21 protein-coding genes and 1 pseudogene are annotated in these 17,628 nt (G+C 40.0%); 2 read left to right on the plus strand and 20 right to left on the minus strand.

Annotation, left to right across the window (positions count from 1 at the left end):
- The 5 genes from HMPREF1125_RS09985 to HMPREF1125_RS10005 form a co-directional block, all read right to left on the minus strand.
- Positions 1-1,212 (minus strand): phosphopentomutase, encoded by a 1,212-nt coding sequence (locus tag HMPREF1125_RS09985; protein WP_000033120.1) that lies wholly within the window; start codon positions 1,210-1,212, stop codon positions 1-3.
- Positions 1,213-1,232: 20 nt separating this feature from the next.
- Positions 1,233-1,916 carry a ribose-5-phosphate isomerase RpiA gene (rpiA, locus tag HMPREF1125_RS09990; protein WP_000429271.1) on the minus strand — a complete coding sequence of 228 codons (684 nt, stop codon included), beginning with the start codon at positions 1,914-1,916 and terminating at the stop codon, positions 1,233-1,235.
- Positions 1,917-2,021: 105 nt separating this feature from the next.
- Positions 2,022-2,951 carry a peptidase U32 family protein gene (locus HMPREF1125_RS09995; RefSeq protein ID WP_000411167.1) on the minus strand — a complete coding sequence of 310 codons (930 nt, stop codon included), beginning with the start codon at positions 2,949-2,951 and terminating at the stop codon, positions 2,022-2,024.
- 130 nt (positions 2,952-3,081) lie between these two features.
- Positions 3,082-3,762, minus strand: coding sequence for an ABC transporter ATP-binding protein (locus HMPREF1125_RS10000; RefSeq protein WP_000202385.1), 681 nt, complete (start codon positions 3,760-3,762; stop codon positions 3,082-3,084).
- A gap of 13 nt (positions 3,763-3,775) precedes the next feature.
- Positions 3,776-4,831, minus strand: coding sequence for an ABC transporter permease (locus tag HMPREF1125_RS10005; protein ID WP_000280285.1), 1,056 nt, complete (start codon positions 4,829-4,831; stop codon positions 3,776-3,778).
- Between the two features lie 385 nt (positions 4,832-5,216).
- Between HMPREF1125_RS10005 and HMPREF1125_RS10010 the strand changes: the two genes are divergently transcribed.
- Entirely contained in the window at positions 5,217-5,501 is a 285-nt protein-coding gene (locus tag HMPREF1125_RS10010) for a DUF3270 domain-containing protein (protein WP_001111512.1), read from the plus strand.
- A gap of 63 nt (positions 5,502-5,564) precedes the next feature.
- Here the strand turns inward: HMPREF1125_RS10010 and HMPREF1125_RS10015 are convergent, their stop codons facing one another.
- The 13 genes and pseudogenes from HMPREF1125_RS10015 to HMPREF1125_RS10070 form a co-directional block, all read right to left on the minus strand.
- Positions 5,565-6,902, minus strand: a complete 1,338-nt coding sequence (locus tag HMPREF1125_RS10015; protein ID WP_000482351.1) for a sensor histidine kinase — start codon at positions 6,900-6,902, stop codon at positions 5,565-5,567.
- A complete protein-coding gene (gene ciaR, locus HMPREF1125_RS10020; protein ID WP_000590630.1) occupies positions 6,892-7,566 on the minus strand; it encodes a two-component system response regulator CiaR in 675 nt (224 codons plus the stop codon). The genes HMPREF1125_RS10015 and ciaR overlap by 11 nt, the downstream gene beginning before the upstream one ends.
- Positions 7,567-7,675: 109 nt before the next feature.
- Entirely contained in the window at positions 7,676-10,222 is a 2,547-nt protein-coding gene (locus HMPREF1125_RS10025; RefSeq protein ID WP_001149144.1) for a M1 family metallopeptidase, read from the minus strand.
- Between the two features lie 120 nt (positions 10,223-10,342).
- On the minus strand, positions 10,343-10,783 hold the full coding sequence (locus HMPREF1125_RS10030; protein ID WP_000188820.1) for an ASCH domain-containing protein: 441 nt from the start codon (positions 10,781-10,783) through the stop codon (positions 10,343-10,345).
- A pseudogene (locus tag HMPREF1125_RS10035) lies at positions 10,725-11,628 on the minus strand (putative PEP-binding protein). The gene HMPREF1125_RS10030 and the pseudogene HMPREF1125_RS10035 overlap by 59 nt, the downstream one beginning before the upstream one ends.
- Before the next feature lie 41 nt (positions 11,629-11,669).
- Positions 11,670-12,275 carry a DUF6707 family protein gene (locus HMPREF1125_RS10040; protein ID WP_000766555.1) on the minus strand — a complete coding sequence of 202 codons (606 nt, stop codon included), beginning with the start codon at positions 12,273-12,275 and terminating at the stop codon, positions 11,670-11,672.
- A gap of 61 nt (positions 12,276-12,336) precedes the next feature.
- On the minus strand, positions 12,337-12,708 hold the full coding sequence (locus HMPREF1125_RS10045) for an Imm51 family immunity protein (RefSeq protein WP_000568347.1): 372 nt from the start codon (positions 12,706-12,708) through the stop codon (positions 12,337-12,339).
- Positions 12,709-12,949: 241 nt separating this feature from the next.
- The gene (locus tag HMPREF1125_RS12895; RefSeq protein WP_002883126.1) at positions 12,950-13,105 is read right to left on the minus strand and encodes a hypothetical protein; all 156 of its coding nucleotides are present in this window, start codon (positions 13,103-13,105) and stop codon (positions 12,950-12,952) included.
- A 17-nt stretch (positions 13,106-13,122) separates the two neighbouring features.
- Positions 13,123-13,545 (minus strand): SMI1/KNR4 family protein, encoded by a 423-nt coding sequence (locus HMPREF1125_RS10050; protein ID WP_000942651.1) that lies wholly within the window; start codon positions 13,543-13,545, stop codon positions 13,123-13,125.
- 17 nt (positions 13,546-13,562) lie between these two features.
- Entirely contained in the window at positions 13,563-13,898 is a 336-nt protein-coding gene (locus tag HMPREF1125_RS10055; protein ID WP_000817380.1) for a hypothetical protein, read from the minus strand.
- A gap of 36 nt (positions 13,899-13,934) precedes the next feature.
- Positions 13,935-14,633: a 3-oxoacyl-ACP reductase gene (locus HMPREF1125_RS10060; RefSeq protein WP_000198463.1), complete on the minus strand. Its 699-nt coding sequence runs from the start codon at positions 14,631-14,633 to the stop codon at positions 13,935-13,937.
- Positions 14,626-14,862: a DUF2829 domain-containing protein gene (locus HMPREF1125_RS10065; protein WP_000141915.1), complete on the minus strand. Its 237-nt coding sequence runs from the start codon at positions 14,860-14,862 to the stop codon at positions 14,626-14,628. The genes HMPREF1125_RS10060 and HMPREF1125_RS10065 overlap by 8 nt, the downstream gene beginning before the upstream one ends.
- A 95-nt stretch (positions 14,863-14,957) precedes the next feature.
- Positions 14,958-16,103, minus strand: a complete 1,146-nt coding sequence (locus HMPREF1125_RS10070) for a tyrosine-type recombinase/integrase (RefSeq protein ID WP_001167457.1) — start codon at positions 16,101-16,103, stop codon at positions 14,958-14,960.
- A 306-nt stretch (positions 16,104-16,409) separates the two neighbouring features.
- Here HMPREF1125_RS10070 and HMPREF1125_RS10075 point away from each other — a divergent pair, with 306 nt between their 5' ends.
- Positions 16,410-16,598 (plus strand): hypothetical protein, encoded by a 189-nt coding sequence (locus tag HMPREF1125_RS10075; RefSeq protein WP_000241531.1) that lies wholly within the window; start codon positions 16,410-16,412, stop codon positions 16,596-16,598.
- A 4-nt stretch (positions 16,599-16,602) separates the two neighbouring features.
- On the opposite strand, the gene HMPREF1125_RS10080 is transcribed toward HMPREF1125_RS10075, so the two are convergent.
- The gene (locus tag HMPREF1125_RS10080; RefSeq protein WP_001272713.1) at positions 16,603-17,196 is read right to left on the minus strand and encodes a TIR domain-containing protein; all 594 of its coding nucleotides are present in this window, start codon (positions 17,194-17,196) and stop codon (positions 16,603-16,605) included.
- On the minus strand, positions 17,193-17,627 hold the full coding sequence (locus HMPREF1125_RS10085) for a DUF4231 domain-containing protein (RefSeq protein WP_000433043.1): 435 nt from the start codon (positions 17,625-17,627) through the stop codon (positions 17,193-17,195). The genes HMPREF1125_RS10080 and HMPREF1125_RS10085 overlap by 4 nt, the downstream gene beginning before the upstream one ends.
- Position 17,628 lies beyond the last annotated feature (1 nt).

A 17,628-nucleotide genomic window follows, 5' to 3' on the forward strand; every position in this document is an offset into this window, starting at 1 on the left:
TTATACCAATTTATCTAAGAAACTTTCCCCAATCATGGCAGTTTCAACACCAAAGTTATCCGCAACTGTCGCTGAGATATCTGCAAAATTCCCAACCGGAATGACACCATTTCCTTTAAAGCTAGGGCTGTAAGCTAAAAGTGGGATATATTCACGAGTATGGTCTGTTCCTGCATAGGTTGGGTCATTTCCATGGTCCGCTGTAATCAAGAGAAGGTCATTCTCTCTCATGGCTGCGATAATTTCAGGCAAGCGTTCATCAAACTCATGCAAGCAATCCCGGTAACCATGAGCATTGCGGCGGTGGCCGTAAAGGGCATCAAAGTCAACCAAGTTTGTGAAGGAGAATCCTTTTTCAAACTCAGCAAGTCCCATGGTCTTCAATAATGTATCAATTCCGTGACTGTTTGACTTGTTATGACCCATGTCATGATTGATTCCTGCACCGTTAAAGATATCGTTGATTTTACCAACAGCATAAGTATCGATACCAGCCTCATTCAATTTATCCAAAACAGTTGGTGCAAATGGAGAAACGGCCAAGTCACGACGATTTGCCGTACGAGTGAAGTTACCTGGCTCACCAACATATGGACGGGCAATGATACGACCTAGAAGGGCAGGACGCTCAAGGGTAATCGAACGAGCGTATTCACAGATACGGTATAATTCATCCAAAGGAATGATGTCTTCGTGGGCAGCAATTTGTAAAACAGGGTCAGCTGAAGTATAGATAATCAACTCCCCAGTTTCCATCTGACGAGGTCCAAAGTCATCGATAACAGCTGTACCTGAGTAAGGTTTGTTGGCTTCACGAATGACCTTGCGTCCTGAGAATTCTTCGATTTTTGTCAAGATTTCTTCTGGGAATCCGTTCCAGAAAGTATCGAAAGGCTCGGTAATATTGAGTCCCATGATTTCCCAGTGACCAGTCATGGTATCCTTACCAAGGGAAACTTCTTCCAATTTTGTTGCATAACCTGTTGGATTGCTTTCAGCTGGTACAGTCTTCAGCGGTGTTTCGCGAGGAATATTTCCTAGACCGATTTTAGCCATGTTTGGCACATTCAAACCAACTGTTTTTGAAATGTGTCCTAGTGTGTCAGAAGCTCCATCTGGAACCCCTGCATTGACAAAGTTATTGGCATCTGGCGCAGCACCGATTCCTACAGAATCCAGTACCACCAAGTGAATACGATTAAATTTTGACATAGTGTGTCTCCTTTTATTTTCTATTTTCCTTTTGTTGAAGTTAAAATCTGAACGCCATTTCGTCCCGCTACGATGACCTTATCCACCATTTGGTTGAACAAGCCATGCTCTACGACACCAACGACATGGTCCAATTCTTGCCCGAAGGCAATTGGATTTTCAATGACATCCAAGGCTAGGTCAATGATAAAGTTCTGCATATCGGTTACAAAACGTTGGCCGTTTTTTTCACGGAAACTTGGTTTGTAGCCAGCTCGCTCAAACCGACGAAAGACCTGTTCTGCGCCATACTGAACCACTTCTACTGGCAATTTAAAAGCACCTAGTTTCTCTACCAGTTTGCTTTCATCCACCACCCAAATGTATTCTTTTGAGGGCGTTGCGACAACCTTCTCCATGAGAAGGGCACCACCACCGCCTTTGATCCCGTTAAACTGGCTATCTACTTCATCCGCTCCATCGACTGTCACATCGACAAAGTCCACTTGATCAATCGACTTGAGCGGGATATTAAGACCTTCGGCCTGTTTACTGGTCACACTGGAAGTCGTCACAGCAGTAATCTGCAAACCTTCTTCCTTAATGCGACGACCGATTTCTTCTACGAAATAGTAGGCAGTAGAGCCCGTTCCAAGTCCGACTACCATGCCATCCTTGACAAACTCAGCAGCCTTGATACCTGCCATTTTCTTCAGATTTTCCACTCAAACACCTCCATTAAAGAGCTATTTTTATTATAACATGTATCCGTTTTTATTTCATGAATACACTTGAAAAACCCGAACATTTTTATTTCGGGTTTTTATGTCCTATTTAACCATGTCAGGATCGTAATCATAGAATCCCGTATCGAGGAAACGGTTTTTAGGGTGTAACTTGCGCACTTCCTCATCTAACAAGAAGGCTTGGTCATGGCTGAATTTGCCCTCTTGAATCAAGCTGCGTGCTTGGACAAAGAGTTTGGCAATTTCTACAAAATTCTGACCGGGTGTGTAGAGCCCCTCTAGCTTCCAGTGGGTAAAACCATGCTCTACCAATTCTGTCAATTTAGTCATCAAATCAAGGTCGTTATTTGCAAAAATGTGGGTACCATGATTGTCTTCAAAGATAGAATAATGGCTTTCTGGGTCACTTGGTTCTGCTAAGAAGAGGTCACGTTTACGCGTCTTTTCGTCATCGATATGCGTGAAGTTATAGTAGTTTTGTAAAAGCGGACGCTTAGAATGGTGAATAACACTAGCTCCATAAACCAAGACTTCAGCAGGAATTTCCAAAATCTCTGGCATTTTGAAGAGTTCAGCCGATGGAATTTCACGCGCCAAAACCGCCTCAGATGCGCCAGCCTTTTGGCCCCAGAAGTTAATCTGACGGCTACTTGTCACCATGGTTGAAGCATCGTAGATGGTCTTAAAGGAATAGCCATCGCGATTGACTACGTAAAAAACACCTGCATCTCCAACAGTGATATAGTCTGTCTTGATTTCTTCCAAGAAGTCTAGGAAAGGCTTGATTCGGTCCATCATATCTTGGTGCATGAGGGCATTGACTGCAACAATCAATTCCTTACCAGCTTCATGAACCAACTTAGCGATGGTTCGTAAGTCTTCATAACAAAAGGTGGTTGGCAGACGAAGTCCAAAATCTTTCTCACCAACATAGATACGATCTACGCCAGCTTCGAGTAGTTGTTCAACTTGTTCAATACTTTCAGCAGTTGCTGTAATAATAATCTTTTCCATAAGAAAAATTATACCACATTTCTCAAAAATCAGCTATTAATACTGAGAGTTTCACAAAAAGTTAAACTGATTTCTATCTTTCCCAATCAAAAAAGTGAACAGTAACTTGTACCATTCACTCTATTTTATTTTATGCATGTGTTTCTTCAACTAGGTGGCCATCGTTCATAACATAGATACGGTCGACCTTATCAAGAAGGCGTGTATCATGTGTAATCATGACAACTCCTCTACCTTGTTCGTGGGCAATAGCAGCCAACATTTCTGTTACTTGGTAAGCACGCTGGGTATCTAGACTGGCTGTCGGCTCATCTGCAAGAACGATGCTCGGATTATTATAAAGCGCTCTAGCAATCGCCGCACGTTGACGTTCGCCACCCGATAGAGCCTTGGGATAATGATCTTGTACTTTTTCCAAATCCAACAAGTCAAACAGCTCTTTTCGGTCACTTTTGCTATTTTTTCCCTTATCTAGTCTGTCAATCAAATCCAGCTGTTCCTTGACCGTTAGAAATGGAATTAAGTTTGAAGCTTGTAGAATAAAGCCAAACTCTCTAAAACGGAGGTCTGTTTTCTCCTTCTCCGTCAAACTACCTGTTTCCTTCCCCTTGACTAGAATCTTTCCACTCGATGCTTCCTGAAGTTGTCCTAGAGTTGTTAGAAAGGTCGTCTTTCCAGAGCCAGAAGGCCCAACAATAGCTACGAACTCTCCCGCATTTAGCTGAAAATTCGTCTCATGCAGGGCAACGACTTTCATCTTTCCTTCCCCGTATGTTTTTGTCACTTGAGTCATTTCAATCAATGATGTCATACTATTCTCCTTATCACTCTGCAATCGCAGTAATCGGGTCCACCTTTAGCAAGCGTGGAAGTGAAATGACACCACCTAGAAGGGCCATCAAGGAAATTACCAAGCTTAGGACAGAGTAGGCCATCCAACTTGGGTAGAAAAAGAAGGTAGCTGGTAAGACTAAAATCACTCCACCAATAGCAAGCAAGGCTAATCCAATCCCCATACCAGCTAGGAGGAAGATTTGACAGAAAAGAGACCATACAATGGTTTTGATCTGAATTCCCTGAGCCCGCATTATTCCATAAAGTCCTAGTTTTTGGATGGTAATGATATAAACAAAAATCCCCACAATCAAGCCTGTAATGACAATCATAGCAAGAATCATCCCTGAAAATACATTAACCTGAGGTGTGTAACCAGGAATTTTCGATATCATTTTTGGAATGGAAATCTGTTTCAGACCATCCCCAACCACTTCTATATCATTTTTCAATACCAAGGCAGAGATGGAACGATTGGCTTTCAAAGTTCCTTGTAAGGTCCAATAAGTTGTCAGACTCGTAAAGACAACAGGCTCAGTGAAAAATTTATTTCCTTGAGTCAGGCCTACAATCTTGTAACTTGCCTCACTTCCATTAAGCTGAATGGCATCGCCTAGCTTCATCCCATAGTTCTCAAAAGACTGATCCACGACAACCTCATCATCTCCTTCAGGATAACGACCCTCCGTCAAACTAGGTGAGATAAAAGCGTCCCAGTCTTGAGCAAAAATGGAAACATTGACCTTTTCACTACCATTGACTAGATTGGTCACAGCAAACATATAGCCCAATGGAGCGGCCTCTTCAGAATTTTTATCCTTGTAGTCCTTTTCAGGAATAAAGGATGCCGTCAAATTATCATTTGCGTAGTCGGATAAAACGACACCCGTCGCTTGCCAATTATCAATAGCGGCCCGGTTGTTCCGCACAAGACCAAGAGCTAGACTGGTCATAAAAAAGACCATAAAAGCGATAAGAAAAATGGTAGTTAGAATCAAACTATATCGAAGTTTGTTTCGTACTATTTCTTTGATAGCAAGATACATGCTTATCTCCTTTAACTTTCCCCATAGGTAGCAAGAAGGCCACCCAGTCCAATAGACAGAATTTCTGTCTTATCATCCATTCAAAACAACTCCTACCAATACTCTACAAAAGTATCCAAGTAGCAACTTAACAAATCATCTTAGGAAAAAGCCTCAGCTTGCTATCAATTTATATAAGTTATCTCTTCCTTTCTCAGTATATTTATAATAGAGAAGGTCGGATCATCTGTTTTAAGTGTAACATCCATGCTATCACTTTCCCCAGTGGGTGTCAAGAAGAGTGACTTAGAAGATGATAAGAGACTTTAGTAGTTTTGTAACAATTCTGTAATAATTCTCTGCATAAAAAATGATAAAATAGTTAGGTACTGTTAAGGAGAGAATCATGCCCGCAAGAAAATTAGAAGCTTATGAGTTTGAACAAACTCCCGAATCGAATCAAACTCCGCTTTATCAAGACTATACACTGGAAGCACCTGTTAGCTCCAATTTAAAAGAGATTTTATTTTTTGTAAATATTGCTTGTTTTTGTATTTTTATGGTGTTTTTTAGTTTTATCTTTTTAGCCTTAAAATTGAACTCAGCTTTATCATTTGTTGCTGCTATGGGGGCAAGCTTGACACTCCTCCAACTCCAACGAAAGATTATTAAACGAAAAATTTCAAAATAAAGGTTGGTACCACTACCAACCTCTTTTCTAGTTAACAAAAAAGACAGTTTTAAAACTGTCTTTTTATTTATTCTTACGTTTGGGAGGAGATTGGATAGCAATTTTAACTTCAAAAATCGTTCCTCTAGGTTTGTTATCTTTAACGGTAATCGTTCCTCGTAAGGCATCTACGATCTGCTTGGCCAAAGATAGTCCTAGACCAAAACCACCTTTCTGACGGGTTCTCGCCTTGTCTACACGATAAAAGCGGTCAAAGATTTTCTTCTTATCGGCAGCTGAGATCCCAATTCCGTTATCTGTTACTGATAGATAGAGGTGGCGATCCGTAGCATGGACCACAAACTCAATTTTTCCATCTTCTTCAGTATACTTGATAGCATTATCAAACAAGATAGTCATGAGCTGTTTTAGGAGCAACTGATCGGTCATGAAGGGACGATAAATCCGATTTTCATATTCAAAAACACGATCATTTTCAGAAGCAATCAACTCATAGTTAGCAAAGGTTGTTTTAAAGAATTGTGGAGAAACTTCTGCTATTTCTGGTTTGATTCCATCATCTCGACGTGCAAGATTGAGAAGATTTGTCGTGAGGAAACGCATGTTGCGAACTTCTTCAAGACTAGAAGCAATGCTTTCGCTGGATTCCATGATCGTCGCTTCTGGTTTTCGAAAGAGAGTCTCTAAACGATTTTGTAAAACGGCCAAAGGTGTTCTCAGTTCGTGGCTTGCATTTTCAACAAAGGACTTCTGCTTTTGCATGCTTTCCAGCAAGGGTTTAACACTGACGCGTGCCAGATAAACACTGGCAATTAAAGACAGGAGCCAGAAACTAGCCATGACTACAACAATTAAATGCTCGTGGTTTTGGCTGATTTGCTCGAGCTGGCTGGTATTGATTAAAACCGCCGCATATTTGACGTTACTTGATACGGAGGAAGAGTTGGTTTCCATCAAAATCATCCGATAGGTTTCTTCCTGACCGTAGCTATTGACAACTTGGATTTGGCGAATATGATTCAACTCCTTTTTGTCCAGCTTGATCTTATCCAAACCTAAAAAACGGTTCCCTAGTAAGAGTTGGTTAAAATCCTTGTCAAAGAGCAAGACTTCCGTATTGGAGCTGACATTGGGCTTGATTTCAGCCTTGCTGGCATCCGCTGTTGCTGGTTGAATATCTTTGACTTCTTCAGTTGCCCGATTAAGGGCTAACTGGATAACCGCTTGGGGACTGCTACTAAGGGCTTGGAGTTTTTCATCTACAGAAGTGTAGAGACTCGAGTGCATGACCTGGAGGATAATCAAGGTCATAGCAGAGAAGATCAGGGTGAACACTCCAAAGTTTCGAATGAAATAGCTGAAATCATCTGCATACCATGTTTTTTTTAGTTTATTGAACATCTTTTAAAATATACCCGACACTACGCAAGGTTTGAAGGTTTTCAGCAAAGGCTGTTCCCTTCAATTTCTTACGAACTTTTGAGACATAAACTTCTACAACGGAAATCGTCGTATCGCTATCAAATCCCCATAGGCGGTCAAAAATTTGCGTCTTAGGAAGAATAACATTTTGATTTTGAAGGAAATAAACCAATAACTCAAACTCTTTTCCGAGTAGTTCCACAGGCGTGTCTTCCACTTTTACTTCATTCGTTGAAAGGTTGACGACAATATCTCCATAGGTCAGGGTGTTTTCATTAAACTTGCCTGAACGTTTGAGAAGGGCTTGGATCCGCATTTTGAGTTCTTCTAGATAGAAAGGTTTGGTGAGGTAGTCATCCGCTCCCAACTCAAAACCATGTCCCTTGTCATCCAAACTTTCCTTAGCAGTCATGATAAGGACTGGTGTCGTAATTCCTTTTTCGCGCAATTCTTTCAAAACTTGGAAGCCATTTTTTTCAGGCAACATCAGGTCAAGCAAAATCAAGTCATAAACGCCACTTTCAGCTTCGTAGAGACCTTCTTCTCCATCAAAAACCTGCATGACATCTGCAAAATCATCTAAAAAGTCAAATACTGAGTTTGACAGGCCCAGGTCATCTTCTACTAATAAGATTTTTATCATCAGAAACTCCTCCTTGTTATGATTATTATACCAAAATTGCCTTAAAAAAAACTCAACTCTCTCTTCTTTTCAGATAGAAAGTTGAGTTTTTGTTTACATTTCGAACGAATTAAGCTTTAGCATATTGAGCTACAACAGTTTCGACTGCTGCTTTCTCACGCTTAATCAAGTCAACACGCGCTGCGATATCCTTGATCCCCATGCGGATGTTACGGCTAAGAGCTAGGTCAGAGAGTTGTGGTTCAAAGAAGGCCTTGTATTCTACCAAGCGTTGCTCTGTCTTAAACACATGAGCAGGAAGGATAACAAAGCTATCAAAGCTCATGTCTCCACCAAGAGCCGCCTTAATCCAATCCCAGTTTTCACGCGCCCATACCCAAACAGTTTCTTGAGTTGTTTGATGATCTAGGAACTGGTAATACCAAGCAGACAAGTCTTGTGGTTTCACCACAAATTTATCCTTCCACGAACTAATCAAGGTTTGGATATTGTCAGCATCTGTACTGTAGGCAAGAGCCGCAGCCAACTGACGTTTGAAGACCGCATCCGTCGTATGAGTGTAGAGGTCCAGATAAGTTGCGACCAAGTCCTTGGTCTCATGGTGTTTCATTTCATTGATGAGAACTTGTGCACGGATTGCTGCTGGAAGTCCTGCAAGATTATCCTTGTGAGCTGCAAAGATTTGGCTAGCGACTTGACTAGCTTCTGCATCATTTGACCGAATCATCATGGAAATGGTCAACTGACGAACCAATTCGTCTTCATCTGATTCACCATCTTTGGCTTCAAAACCAAGACGGTCATAGTTGTGACGAGCCAATTTAGCAACGAGTGTGTTAAAGGCTTTCTCAGTTTCTGTTCCTTCATCGATAAAGCGCTCAAGGGCAGCAATCACTTGAGATACAGCTGAAACCACCAAGTAAGACTCTTCCTTAGCTAGTTTATCAAGGACTGGGAGCAAGTCTGCATAAGAAATATGACCTGCCTCAGCCAACAAACGACGTTCTTGAACGATTTGTAGTTTGCTTGTGTTATCAAGTGTCTCTAGATCAGCAAGAACGGCATCTAACAAGTCTCCTTGATAGTCGGTAATGTAGTGGGCTGTATTTTCAGTGTTGAGACGAAGAGCTCCTTTATTTTCAGCAAGAAGAGCGGCGTAGCCAGGGATTTCAATACTTTCAGTTTCGAGTGTATCTGGCAAACCTTTCCAGTTGCTGTTGAGTGGCACCACCCAGAGGCGGTTCTTGTCTTCGTGCTCACCGATAAAGAATTGTTTTTGTGAAATCTTCAAGACATCATTTTCAACTTTGACAGTGAGAACTGGATAACCAGGTTGCTCCAACCAAGAATCCATGAAGGCTGCGACATCACGGCCTGACGCTTGTCCAAGGGCATTCCAAAGGTCACGACCGACGGTATTTCCATATTGGTGCTTTTCAAAGTAGGCATGCAAACCTTTAGCAAAATCAGCATCACCGAGCCAACGACGAAGCATGTGCATGAGACGGCTTCCTTTGGCATAGACGATAGCGCCATCAAAGAGGGTATTGATTTCATCTGGGTGTTTGACTTCAACGTGAACAGACTGAACGCCATCAGTCGCATCGCGTTTAAGCGCCGCTGGAACACCACCTGTTTGGAAATCTTCAAAGATATTCCAACTTGGTTCGATGGCATCCACACAGACGTATTCCATCATGTTAGCGAAGCTTTCATTAAGCCAAAGGTCATCCCACCATTTCATAGTAACGAGGTTACCAAACCATTGGTGAGCCAACTCATGTGCTACAACTAGGGCAACTTGTTGACGGCTAGCAAAGGTTGAGTTCTCATCCACAACCAAGTAAACTTCACGGTAGGTTACCAGACCCCAGTTTTCCATAGCACCTGCTGAGAAGTCAGGGAGGGCGATATGAAGAGATTGAGGGATTGGGTATTTAACTCCGAAGTAATCTTCGTAAAACTCGATTGAGCGAACGGCAATATCTAGTGAGAAATCAAGGTTAGATAATGGGTGAGCTTTGGTTGAGTAGACACCTACGAGGGTACCGTTTTTAGTTTTAGCGGTCACCCCTTGCAAATCACCTGCTACAAAGGCTAACAAGTAGGAAGACATGCGAGGTGTTGTCTCGAACTTCCAAATGCCTGTTTCCTTGCGGTTTTCAACATCAATCTCAGGCATGTTTGACAAGGCAACTTCACCTTCTACTTGGTCAAAACGAAGAGCGAGGTCAAAAGTTGCTTTTGCTTCAGGCTCGTCCACACATGGGAAGGCTTCGCGCGCAAAATGGCTTTCAAACTGGGTAGACAAGACTTCCTTCTTGACACCATCCACTGTGTAGTAAGAAGGGTAAATACCTGTCATGTTATCTGTAATCTTTCCTGAAAAAGCAATGACTAATTCAACTTGACCTGCCTCATCCAGTTCGATATGAAGGGCTTCATTTTCATGATCAACTGTAAATGGACGAGCTTGACCCGCAACTTCTACAGAAGCGATTTCCAAGTCTTTTTGGTGAAGGGAAATACGGTCACTCTGTGCTTGACCAGTAATGGTCACCTTACCAGAAAACGTTTTGGTCTCACGACTCAAGTCTAAAAATAAATCATAATGTTCAGGAACAAATTGCGTAATAAAATGTTCAACTGCTTGCATAGTTTTCTCCTATTCTAAGTTTAAGAGTTTTTCTCTTATTCAAACAAACTTATTATATCATGTTTTGCTTAAGAAAAAAGGATTGGACGGTGATTTCCAAAACTTTCTTTCTACTAAAGTTTACTGTGGATAAACCTTGCGAAATTCTTCTAAAACAACCTTGCTGTCAGGTGTAAAAGTTAGTCCTGCCTCTCTCAGCCACTCGGCGAAACAGTCCTCATGAACCTGACGCCAATAGGCTAGGGATTTGTCACCTTCCCCTTCCTTAAAGGCATGTTCAGCAGAAACTTGATTAAAGGATTCGACAGAAACCTTTGTAATTTCGACAATGCAGACAGCTCGATCTTGGCTATCTAAAATGATATCAAAAGTTCCTTCTCGCGGAAGGGGTTCGTCATCAACTGCATACAGATCATAGGCTGATGCGGTTGCCGTCTTTTCACCTTTTAAAACCAAATTTGCCAACAAATCAGCTTCTACTCCAAAAGACCAAGCATCGATCTCATCTCCGATAGAAGGGTTGATTTGCTTGTAGGCATTCCACATTTCTTGCGGTGTCATAGGTTGCTCCTTTGTAATTTTTTACTTACTTCTTTTATACGTTTGAGATGGTCTGGATGATCAATCTCTAAATTAAAAATCTCTGGAATAGAACTGTAGTGGATAATGCACTTGATACCCAACTGATTCATTTTTTCTATGAAAGAAACATTCAGATAGCCTGCTACAGCAAAGTCAATCTTTTTCATCCTTGCTTTATCCTGCATCTGTCTTAGCATATCTAACATTATTGGACTTTCCATATCATGCCATTGACTGTTTCTCACAGTCGCAAAAACAAAAGAAGTCAAATCATTCATTCCAACTATAATCTTTGAAATACCAGTTTCCAGTATCCTGTCCAAGTCAAAATAAGCTGACGGTAATTCAATCATTGTGCCGATTTTCCCGGTAAAACCATACTCACGCAATACTCTAATAGCTTGTTTTAATTGGTCGGCATCATTGACAAAAGGAAAAATAACAGACAGATTGGGATTGGTTTGATAAACTTCTGTAACGACATTTGCCTCAGCCTGAAATTCATCCGGACACGCCAGTAAACGCCTAGTTCCTCTGTATCCAAACAAGGGATGATTTTCATCCAAAAACTCTTTAGTTCCCACTAATCAATTGGCTTCTGTATTCGTTAATTCTGAAAAACGATACCATACCTCTTCATCTGAATACAAGGAGCAAATAGTGTCTAGATAATCTTTTACAAATTGCTGACAACTTGGTAACAGGATGTTTTGGTTGAGCTCTCTCAACAAGTATTCCCCACGAATCATGCCAATGTGGTGAAATAGTTGAGGATAAACTTTTTCAGCGATTTTCTCGCCACTAAGGGCTAGCTGGTTTTTCATTTCTTCCCCTCTTTCCATCCTTCAAATTTAGCCACACTTCCTCATCCCTTAAAAGGGAAAAGGCTAACAATACCTTGCTCCTTGATAAAGCTTTGTAATCTTTCGATTTGTTCTTCTATTTTAGACTGGATATCTGTCTCTTCACAAGTTGACTCAGCAATAAAAAGGTGAATCTTCAATAAATCTGTCAGGTACAGCAGACGGCGTCCCATTTCTGATTCAGGACTTGAAGCTTGCTCGATTTTTGCAAGCTTTTGTTCCAAAGTATCACCATTCAAAAATCTCTGATGTACTCTCCTTCTTATTTTTCTAGTTGATTCTTCCCCAGAATCTAGTGGACTTAAAAGGAGATTTTGATAGATGGATACCTGATTTTCCGTCTGCTTTTCCATATAGGCCAATAAGACTATCGAACTCTCAACAAAGGTCCAACTATTATAATCTCCTTCAAAGGGAATTTGTAGCAAAATATCTAACAACTTTTTAGCTAGTTCTTTTTGACCATATAGATAGAGTAAATAAGCAAGGTGATTAAGAGACTCAAGATAGGAACAGTTGGTCTTCTTATACTTTTTTAATATTTTTTCTACATAGGGTTTTAAATCAGAATGATTTTCCACTAGCTCAAATACTTCTATCAGCTTCATCTTAACTCCTTTGTGTCTTTTCCCTAGTCAAATATCTAGTAGTTAAAGCTTTTCTAATCAGCTAATCTAACTCTGCTCGACTAAACAAGTCTATCATAGACTCAGAATCGTCGCAAAACTCCTTAAAACCTAAAGCAAATGTTGCTAAGGCATCAATATTGGAAGAATAGGCACAAAACATACTTCCTTCTGGATCAAAGTCAATAGATTCGCTTAATTCAGGCATTTTTTCCTCTAAAAATATCAAAGCAAGAGATGCCCAATCGTATCCATTTCCTTCGAATCCCTCATCTTCCCGAGTGTCGAATACTTCCTGTCTGTATTCTCCACCAGGATAATAAATGAGCGACCCTCGAACACTTTGTGTCTCTTCATCATGGACTAAAAATTTAAAAGGTGAAATTTTTTTATTTACCATTTTGTAATCTATCATTTCTTGACTCCTTACTGTATTCGCTTATGTTTAATAGAACTATGCAAATCCAGCTTAGTTACTAGGCAAAGGGAATAAAAGTATCATGTTGATTATAATAAATTAAGGCATCGACCAAGTATTCAGGGCTTGCGTCTGGCTTTTCATCCAATGCACTAGAAGGACATCTATCAGATGCTCACCATAATATACCAGATTAAGATTTCTCTCTACTACTTCCACAGGGTAAACATCTTTATCATCAACTACAACTGGATAATCCGACACCAAAATAAAGGCTATCGAGATCCAAATTCCCTTCATCATTGCCATAGAGGCAAAAGTCATCTTGAGTACATTGTTCTAACTTAACTTGCTCTAAAATATCTGCTAGTGAAAAGAATTGGTGTTTACGCATGATTGCTCCTTTTATTTCTACTCACCTTCCACAAAACTAGTCAGAAAAGCCTCAAATGAAAGCCATTGACCAAAAATCTCAGCTCTTTCTTCTAAAACATAGTAGTAAACCTTGCCATAATCTTCTTCCCTTAGAGACAGAGCATAGTTTCCAGACCCAGGATCATAGGCAAAATGAAGGAGGTCTTTAGCCTGGAATCCGGCAGGAACAACCTCATCGTCAAACCAGTTGAGGGCCTTCTCAATCTCCTCTAATGAATAAAAAGCATTGAAAGGAAAGAGATGTTTGTCATCATGAACACCAGACACACAAGATTGACCACCATTGTACTTGAGATAAAAGTTTAACATGGCTTCCGGCAATTTCTTTCCAAGGTTCTCCTCAAATTGTAAAAGGTCTTCTCTTGTAATTGCCTCATTCGCATCTGTTGCTCTCAGCATAATTATCCCTCCGATTTTTACAATCTTTCTTCTAAGACCTTGTCAATAAAGTCATAGACAGTTGCAGCAACTTTTTGCATTTCTAAAGAGCCCAAAGCACCCAAATCATTTTCATAAATGCAATCATCAGCATTTTTCTTGATAAAGTAGGCCAAATCTCCTTCCTGTGCAATCATAAAGTAATCGGACTCTACTTCCTCAATCTGATAAGTCTCATTACGCTCTTGAAGATCCTCTTTAGCATACAAACAGATACCTGAATCTCCAATTTCATAGGGAGCAATTTCTTTCCACTCTGTTAAAAACTGATAGTAGAGATTGTGCAAGACAAATCCAAACTCATCTCTTTTCATGGCTTACCTCCACATATTCACTGAATATCAACTATGCTACTTCAAGCTCCATCCACCATCAATAGTGAGAATTTGTCCCTGCATGGCGCTTGCTTTCCCACTTGCTAGGAAAAGTGTGACATCTGCTATTTCCTCTGGCTCAATCCAGCGTTTGATGGGCGTCTCACTAGCTACCCAGTCAGCCAAGCCACCTGGCTCAAAGTCAGCTGCGGTCATACCAGTCTTGACAGCGCCAGGAGCAATGCCGAAGACCTGAATCCCAGCTTCAGCATAGTCTAGAGCCAACTGCTTGGTAAAGCCAGCTAAGGCATGCTTAGATGAGGTATAGACGTGACCACCACCACCAGCTAGACTTGATGCAATAGAACACATATTGATAATGACTCCTTTTTTATTTTCCAGCATTTGCGTCAAATAATAGCGAGTCAGCTCAACAGGAGTCACATAGTTGATTTCAAAAATCTCTTGAATTTCCTGCGCTGATTGTTCCAATAGGGGTCTGTAATCATCCAAGATTCCAGCAGTATTACACAAAATATCCACCTGAGGGCACCAGTCAAAAATTGGCTCCAAATCAAGAGTTAAATCTCTCTGTAAAAAGTGGAAATCACCATCTAAAACTGGATTTTCTCCTTGATCCACACCATAAACTTGATAGCCATTCTCTAAAAAGAGTCGAGCTTGAGCCAGACCAATCCCTGAACTCACTCCGGTAATCAATACGCGTCTAGTCATGCACTTCTACCCAATCCGTCGCCAAAACATCACAAGATGTCGGACTCCACATGGAAAAACCTTCCCCTTCTCCAGACACGTTGATTAGGAAATAAGGCGTCACTTCAAGTGCAACCCCGTTTTGCTCGATGGTGTCAAAAAGTTGGACATAGTTTTCAGCCCCTCCCCAACCAGTTCGTACATATTTTTTCTTAGCCTTTAATCCAGGTAGGATTTCTTCAAAAGTCATGTTTTTCTCCTTTGTTGTTTATAAACGTTGATTTAATAGGCTTTTTAGCCAGCCTATGAGTTCTAAAATATAAATTTGTTCACCTTTTTGTGGACTTACAAGCTATTCATAGCTTTTTCAAAATATGAAACCGCCTCTTTTTCTTTATTCGCAGATAGGTGGCTGTATATATCCATGGTCATAGCTAAAGTAGCATGACCTAAACGATATTGTAATTCTTTATAGCTGATACCAGCATTTAGCAATAAACTAGCGTGAGTATGGCGGAAAGCGTGAAAAGTAAAGCGAGGGATAGAAATCTCATTACAGCGTCTATCTAAAGCCTCTTGTCTGGTTGCCAGGTTCTGGTACTCTCTCGTAGGTGTTGCAAACACCACAGACGAAACACGCGCCCCGGACTCCAAATATAATTGGCGTTGTCTATTCTGGTAAAGACGTAACATGTTGACCGTTTTCTTGTCTATGCTGATTGTCCTAACTCCAGCTTTACTTTTTGGTGTACCTATTAACTTTAATAATCTACTGTAATTCTTGTTAATGCTTATAGTTCCATTCTCAAAATCGATATCCGACCATTCCAGGGCTACTACTTCACCGAAACGACAACCAGTAGCAAGTAAGACACTATACAGAACATAATCAAAATAATATCTATATTTCTTAAACGCCAGTTTTTCCATATGGAGCAACAAAGCCTTTAAGTCATCTGAAGCTATGAACTTGATTGCTTTATTCTCACGTTTAGGCTTTTTAGGGAGAATAATATCCCTAGCTGGATTGAATGGCAAGAGCTGGAGAGATACCCCATACTGTAAGACACGCCTATTTATTGAATGAACCACGGCATAGTGAACTAGCTGAGTCGATAAATCGTTAATAAAGCTTTGTATATAGCTAACAGATAGCTTGGTCAGTTTGAGAGTACCAAAGACAGGTATAAGATGATTGTACAGCATTCTCTTAGTGTCTAAAAAAGTCTGAGGTTTTACTGTAAGCTGGTAGCTGTCTAGCCATAGATCAGCTAACTCTTGATAATTCTTTACAGGTACTACTTTTGTCACTGTACAACCGTTTGATATAAAATCATCTTGCGCGTGCTTTGCTTTCTGCTTGACCTCTTTTCTTGTCCTACCCGTTACACTTGTTTTGGCTTTCTTTCCTGTTACCTGGTCAACTCCTAGATATACATTAGCTCGGTATACCATTGTACCGTTTTTCTTTTTGACTTCAGTTATTTGCATGTTTTAAACCTTTCTAAAAAACATCAGCAGGCAAGCTATTATTAAAAAGGTTTTAGATTGTTGTTTAAATCATGCTAGGGCTTCACCTTTTGCCCTATATTTGATTTTAGGAAGTCAGACGGTAAAATTGTGCCAGAGTAGGAAATAAGGCGGATATGGGGCTAATATAGCGTTGAACTCCGAGCGAAAATGAAGAAATTGCAAAATCAAAATTTAAGCCCCATACTAATTGAGATTCTCAGTTGTTCCCATTTTGGAAATACTGATTTTTATGCTATAATAATGAAAAACTCAGGAGGAGAAAGCATGGTTAAAGTTCGTAAGCTTCCTGTAATAGTAGATGCTATTCAAATTGATACAGAAATGTATATCGACACTTTAGAAGGAGTCATGAAGGCTTCTCCGGGAGATTGGATTGTCACAGGCGTAGATGGTGAAAAATATCCTGTTAAACCAGATATTTTTGAGAAAACTTATGAAATTATTCGAGGTTAGATCTTTAAGGTCTAACCTTTATTTTTTTGACAATATCAGACGACCTTTTATCAAAAGCTTGATCAATATATCTATTTGGGTTCTTTTTAAAATCATCCCATTTAACTAATATACAATACCGATCTTCTTCGCTCCATGCATGTTTGTCGTTGTCAAGAGGGAGATAAAAATTATAACTAAACTCTTTAACAGTAGTGTCTTCATTTATTTTGACTACATCATGATTTTTAAAACAAGTAAAACACGCCTGTTCTCCTCTATAAATACGATCATACATCGAAGGTAAAACTACTCCTAAAAGTCCATTTCTTTTACCTGCTGAAGTATTCGATAGCGAGGCTTGCAATTCTCTTTTGATGTAATTTTGATTTTGGCAATAGTTATTCTCGGAACTTTCGGAACCGATAAGATGAATAGTAACTGTAGAATCTTTTAGATAATCTTCTCGTATTCTTCGCATGATGTAGTCTTCATCTTGCGAATCAATCGGTTCGTTTAGAGACTTGTCAATCATATCCACGTCTAAATTTTCCTGTATATATTTTTTGAACTCCATATCATGAGTTTTAAAAGATATAAAACATTTATGCGCGCTCATTGTTTTTCCTTTCGTTGAATAGTGTCCGTTTGCAAGTTAGCCCAATTTATATTTTCGCTAGAGATAATAGTTTCACAACGTTCAACAAGCAAGGCGAAGCCATCTTTTTCGTTTTTATAAACCCCCGTACCTGTTAAAAACATATATTTTTCATGTTTTAAAGATTCGGTTGTTCTACGGTAATCAATCCAATTATCATGATGCTTCGATATAGATATAAAACTTTCACAAAGCAACATTGAACCAGCAAATACAGCAGACCAAAGTTCAAATTTTATTGGCTTGCAAATTGCTAATAGAGGAATTAAGAATCCCATCAGCACTTCTGTATACTTTAAAATTTTAAACCATTTTTGATGGTGTTGACTTTTTGTGTCATACCAATCAATTTGATTATCCAGTCTAGATTTTAGATATTCAGCAGGTTCCATC

This window comes from Streptococcus oralis SK304 (genome assembly GCF_000287715.1).
GTDB classification, from domain to species: Bacteria; Bacillota; Bacilli; order Lactobacillales; family Streptococcaceae; genus Streptococcus; species Streptococcus oralis_Y.

Bases quoted from the DNA above. Each gene is read 5' to 3' on its own strand.
- HMPREF1125_RS10040 (WP_000766555.1), bottom strand. From the start codon at position 12,275: ATGAAGCTGATAGAAGTATTTGAGCTAGTGGAAAATCATTCTGATTTA.
- HMPREF1125_RS09985 (WP_000033120.1), bottom strand. From the start codon at position 1,212: ATGTCAAAATTTAATCGTATTCACTTGGTGGTACTGGATTCTGTAGGA.
- HMPREF1125_RS10075 (WP_000241531.1), top strand. From the start codon at position 16,410: ATGGTTAAAGTTCGTAAGCTTCCTGTAATAGTAGATGCTATTCAAATT.
- HMPREF1125_RS10050 (WP_000942651.1), bottom strand. From the start codon at position 13,545: ATGCTGAGAGCAACAGATGCGAATGAGGCAATTACAAGAGAAGACCTT.
- HMPREF1125_RS10070 (WP_001167457.1), bottom strand. From the start codon at position 16,103: ATGCAAATAACTGAAGTCAAAAAGAAAAACGGTACAATGGTATACCGA.
- HMPREF1125_RS09995 (WP_000411167.1), bottom strand. From the start codon at position 2,951: ATGGAAAAGATTATTATTACAGCAACTGCTGAAAGTATTGAACAAGTT.
- HMPREF1125_RS10055 (WP_000817380.1), bottom strand. From the start codon at position 13,898: ATGAAAAGAGATGAGTTTGGATTTGTCTTGCACAATCTCTACTATCAG.
- HMPREF1125_RS10025 (WP_001149144.1), bottom strand. From the start codon at position 10,222: ATGCAAGCAGTTGAACATTTTATTACGCAATTTGTTCCTGAACATTAT.
- HMPREF1125_RS10000 (WP_000202385.1), bottom strand. From the start codon at position 3,762: ATGACATCATTGATTGAAATGACTCAAGTGACAAAAACATACGGGGAA.
- HMPREF1125_RS10005 (WP_000280285.1), bottom strand. From the start codon at position 4,831: ATGTATCTTGCTATCAAAGAAATAGTACGAAACAAACTTCGATATAGT.
- HMPREF1125_RS10065 (WP_000141915.1), bottom strand. From the start codon at position 14,862: ATGACTTTTGAAGAAATCCTACCTGGATTAAAGGCTAAGAAAAAATAT.
- HMPREF1125_RS10010 (WP_001111512.1), top strand. From the start codon at position 5,217: ATGCCCGCAAGAAAATTAGAAGCTTATGAGTTTGAACAAACTCCCGAA.
- ciaR (WP_000590630.1), bottom strand. From the start codon at position 7,566: ATGATAAAAATCTTATTAGTAGAAGATGACCTGGGCCTGTCAAACTCA.
- HMPREF1125_RS10045 (WP_000568347.1), bottom strand. From the start codon at position 12,708: ATGATAGATTACAAAATGGTAAATAAAAAAATTTCACCTTTTAAATTT.
- HMPREF1125_RS10080 (WP_001272713.1), bottom strand. From the start codon at position 17,196: ATGAGCGCGCATAAATGTTTTATATCTTTTAAAACTCATGATATGGAG.
- HMPREF1125_RS10015 (WP_000482351.1), bottom strand. From the start codon at position 6,902: ATGTTCAATAAACTAAAAAAAACATGGTATGCAGATGATTTCAGCTAT.
- HMPREF1125_RS10085 (WP_000433043.1), bottom strand. From the start codon at position 17,627: ATGGAACCTGCTGAATATCTAAAATCTAGACTGGATAATCAAATTGAT.
- HMPREF1125_RS12895 (WP_002883126.1), bottom strand. From the start codon at position 13,105: ATGCGTAAACACCAATTCTTTTCACTAGCAGATATTTTAGAGCAAGTT.
- HMPREF1125_RS10060 (WP_000198463.1), bottom strand. From the start codon at position 14,633: ATGACTAGACGCGTATTGATTACCGGAGTGAGTTCAGGGATTGGTCTG.
- HMPREF1125_RS10030 (WP_000188820.1), bottom strand. From the start codon at position 10,783: ATGACACCGCAAGAAATGTGGAATGCCTACAAGCAAATCAACCCTTCT.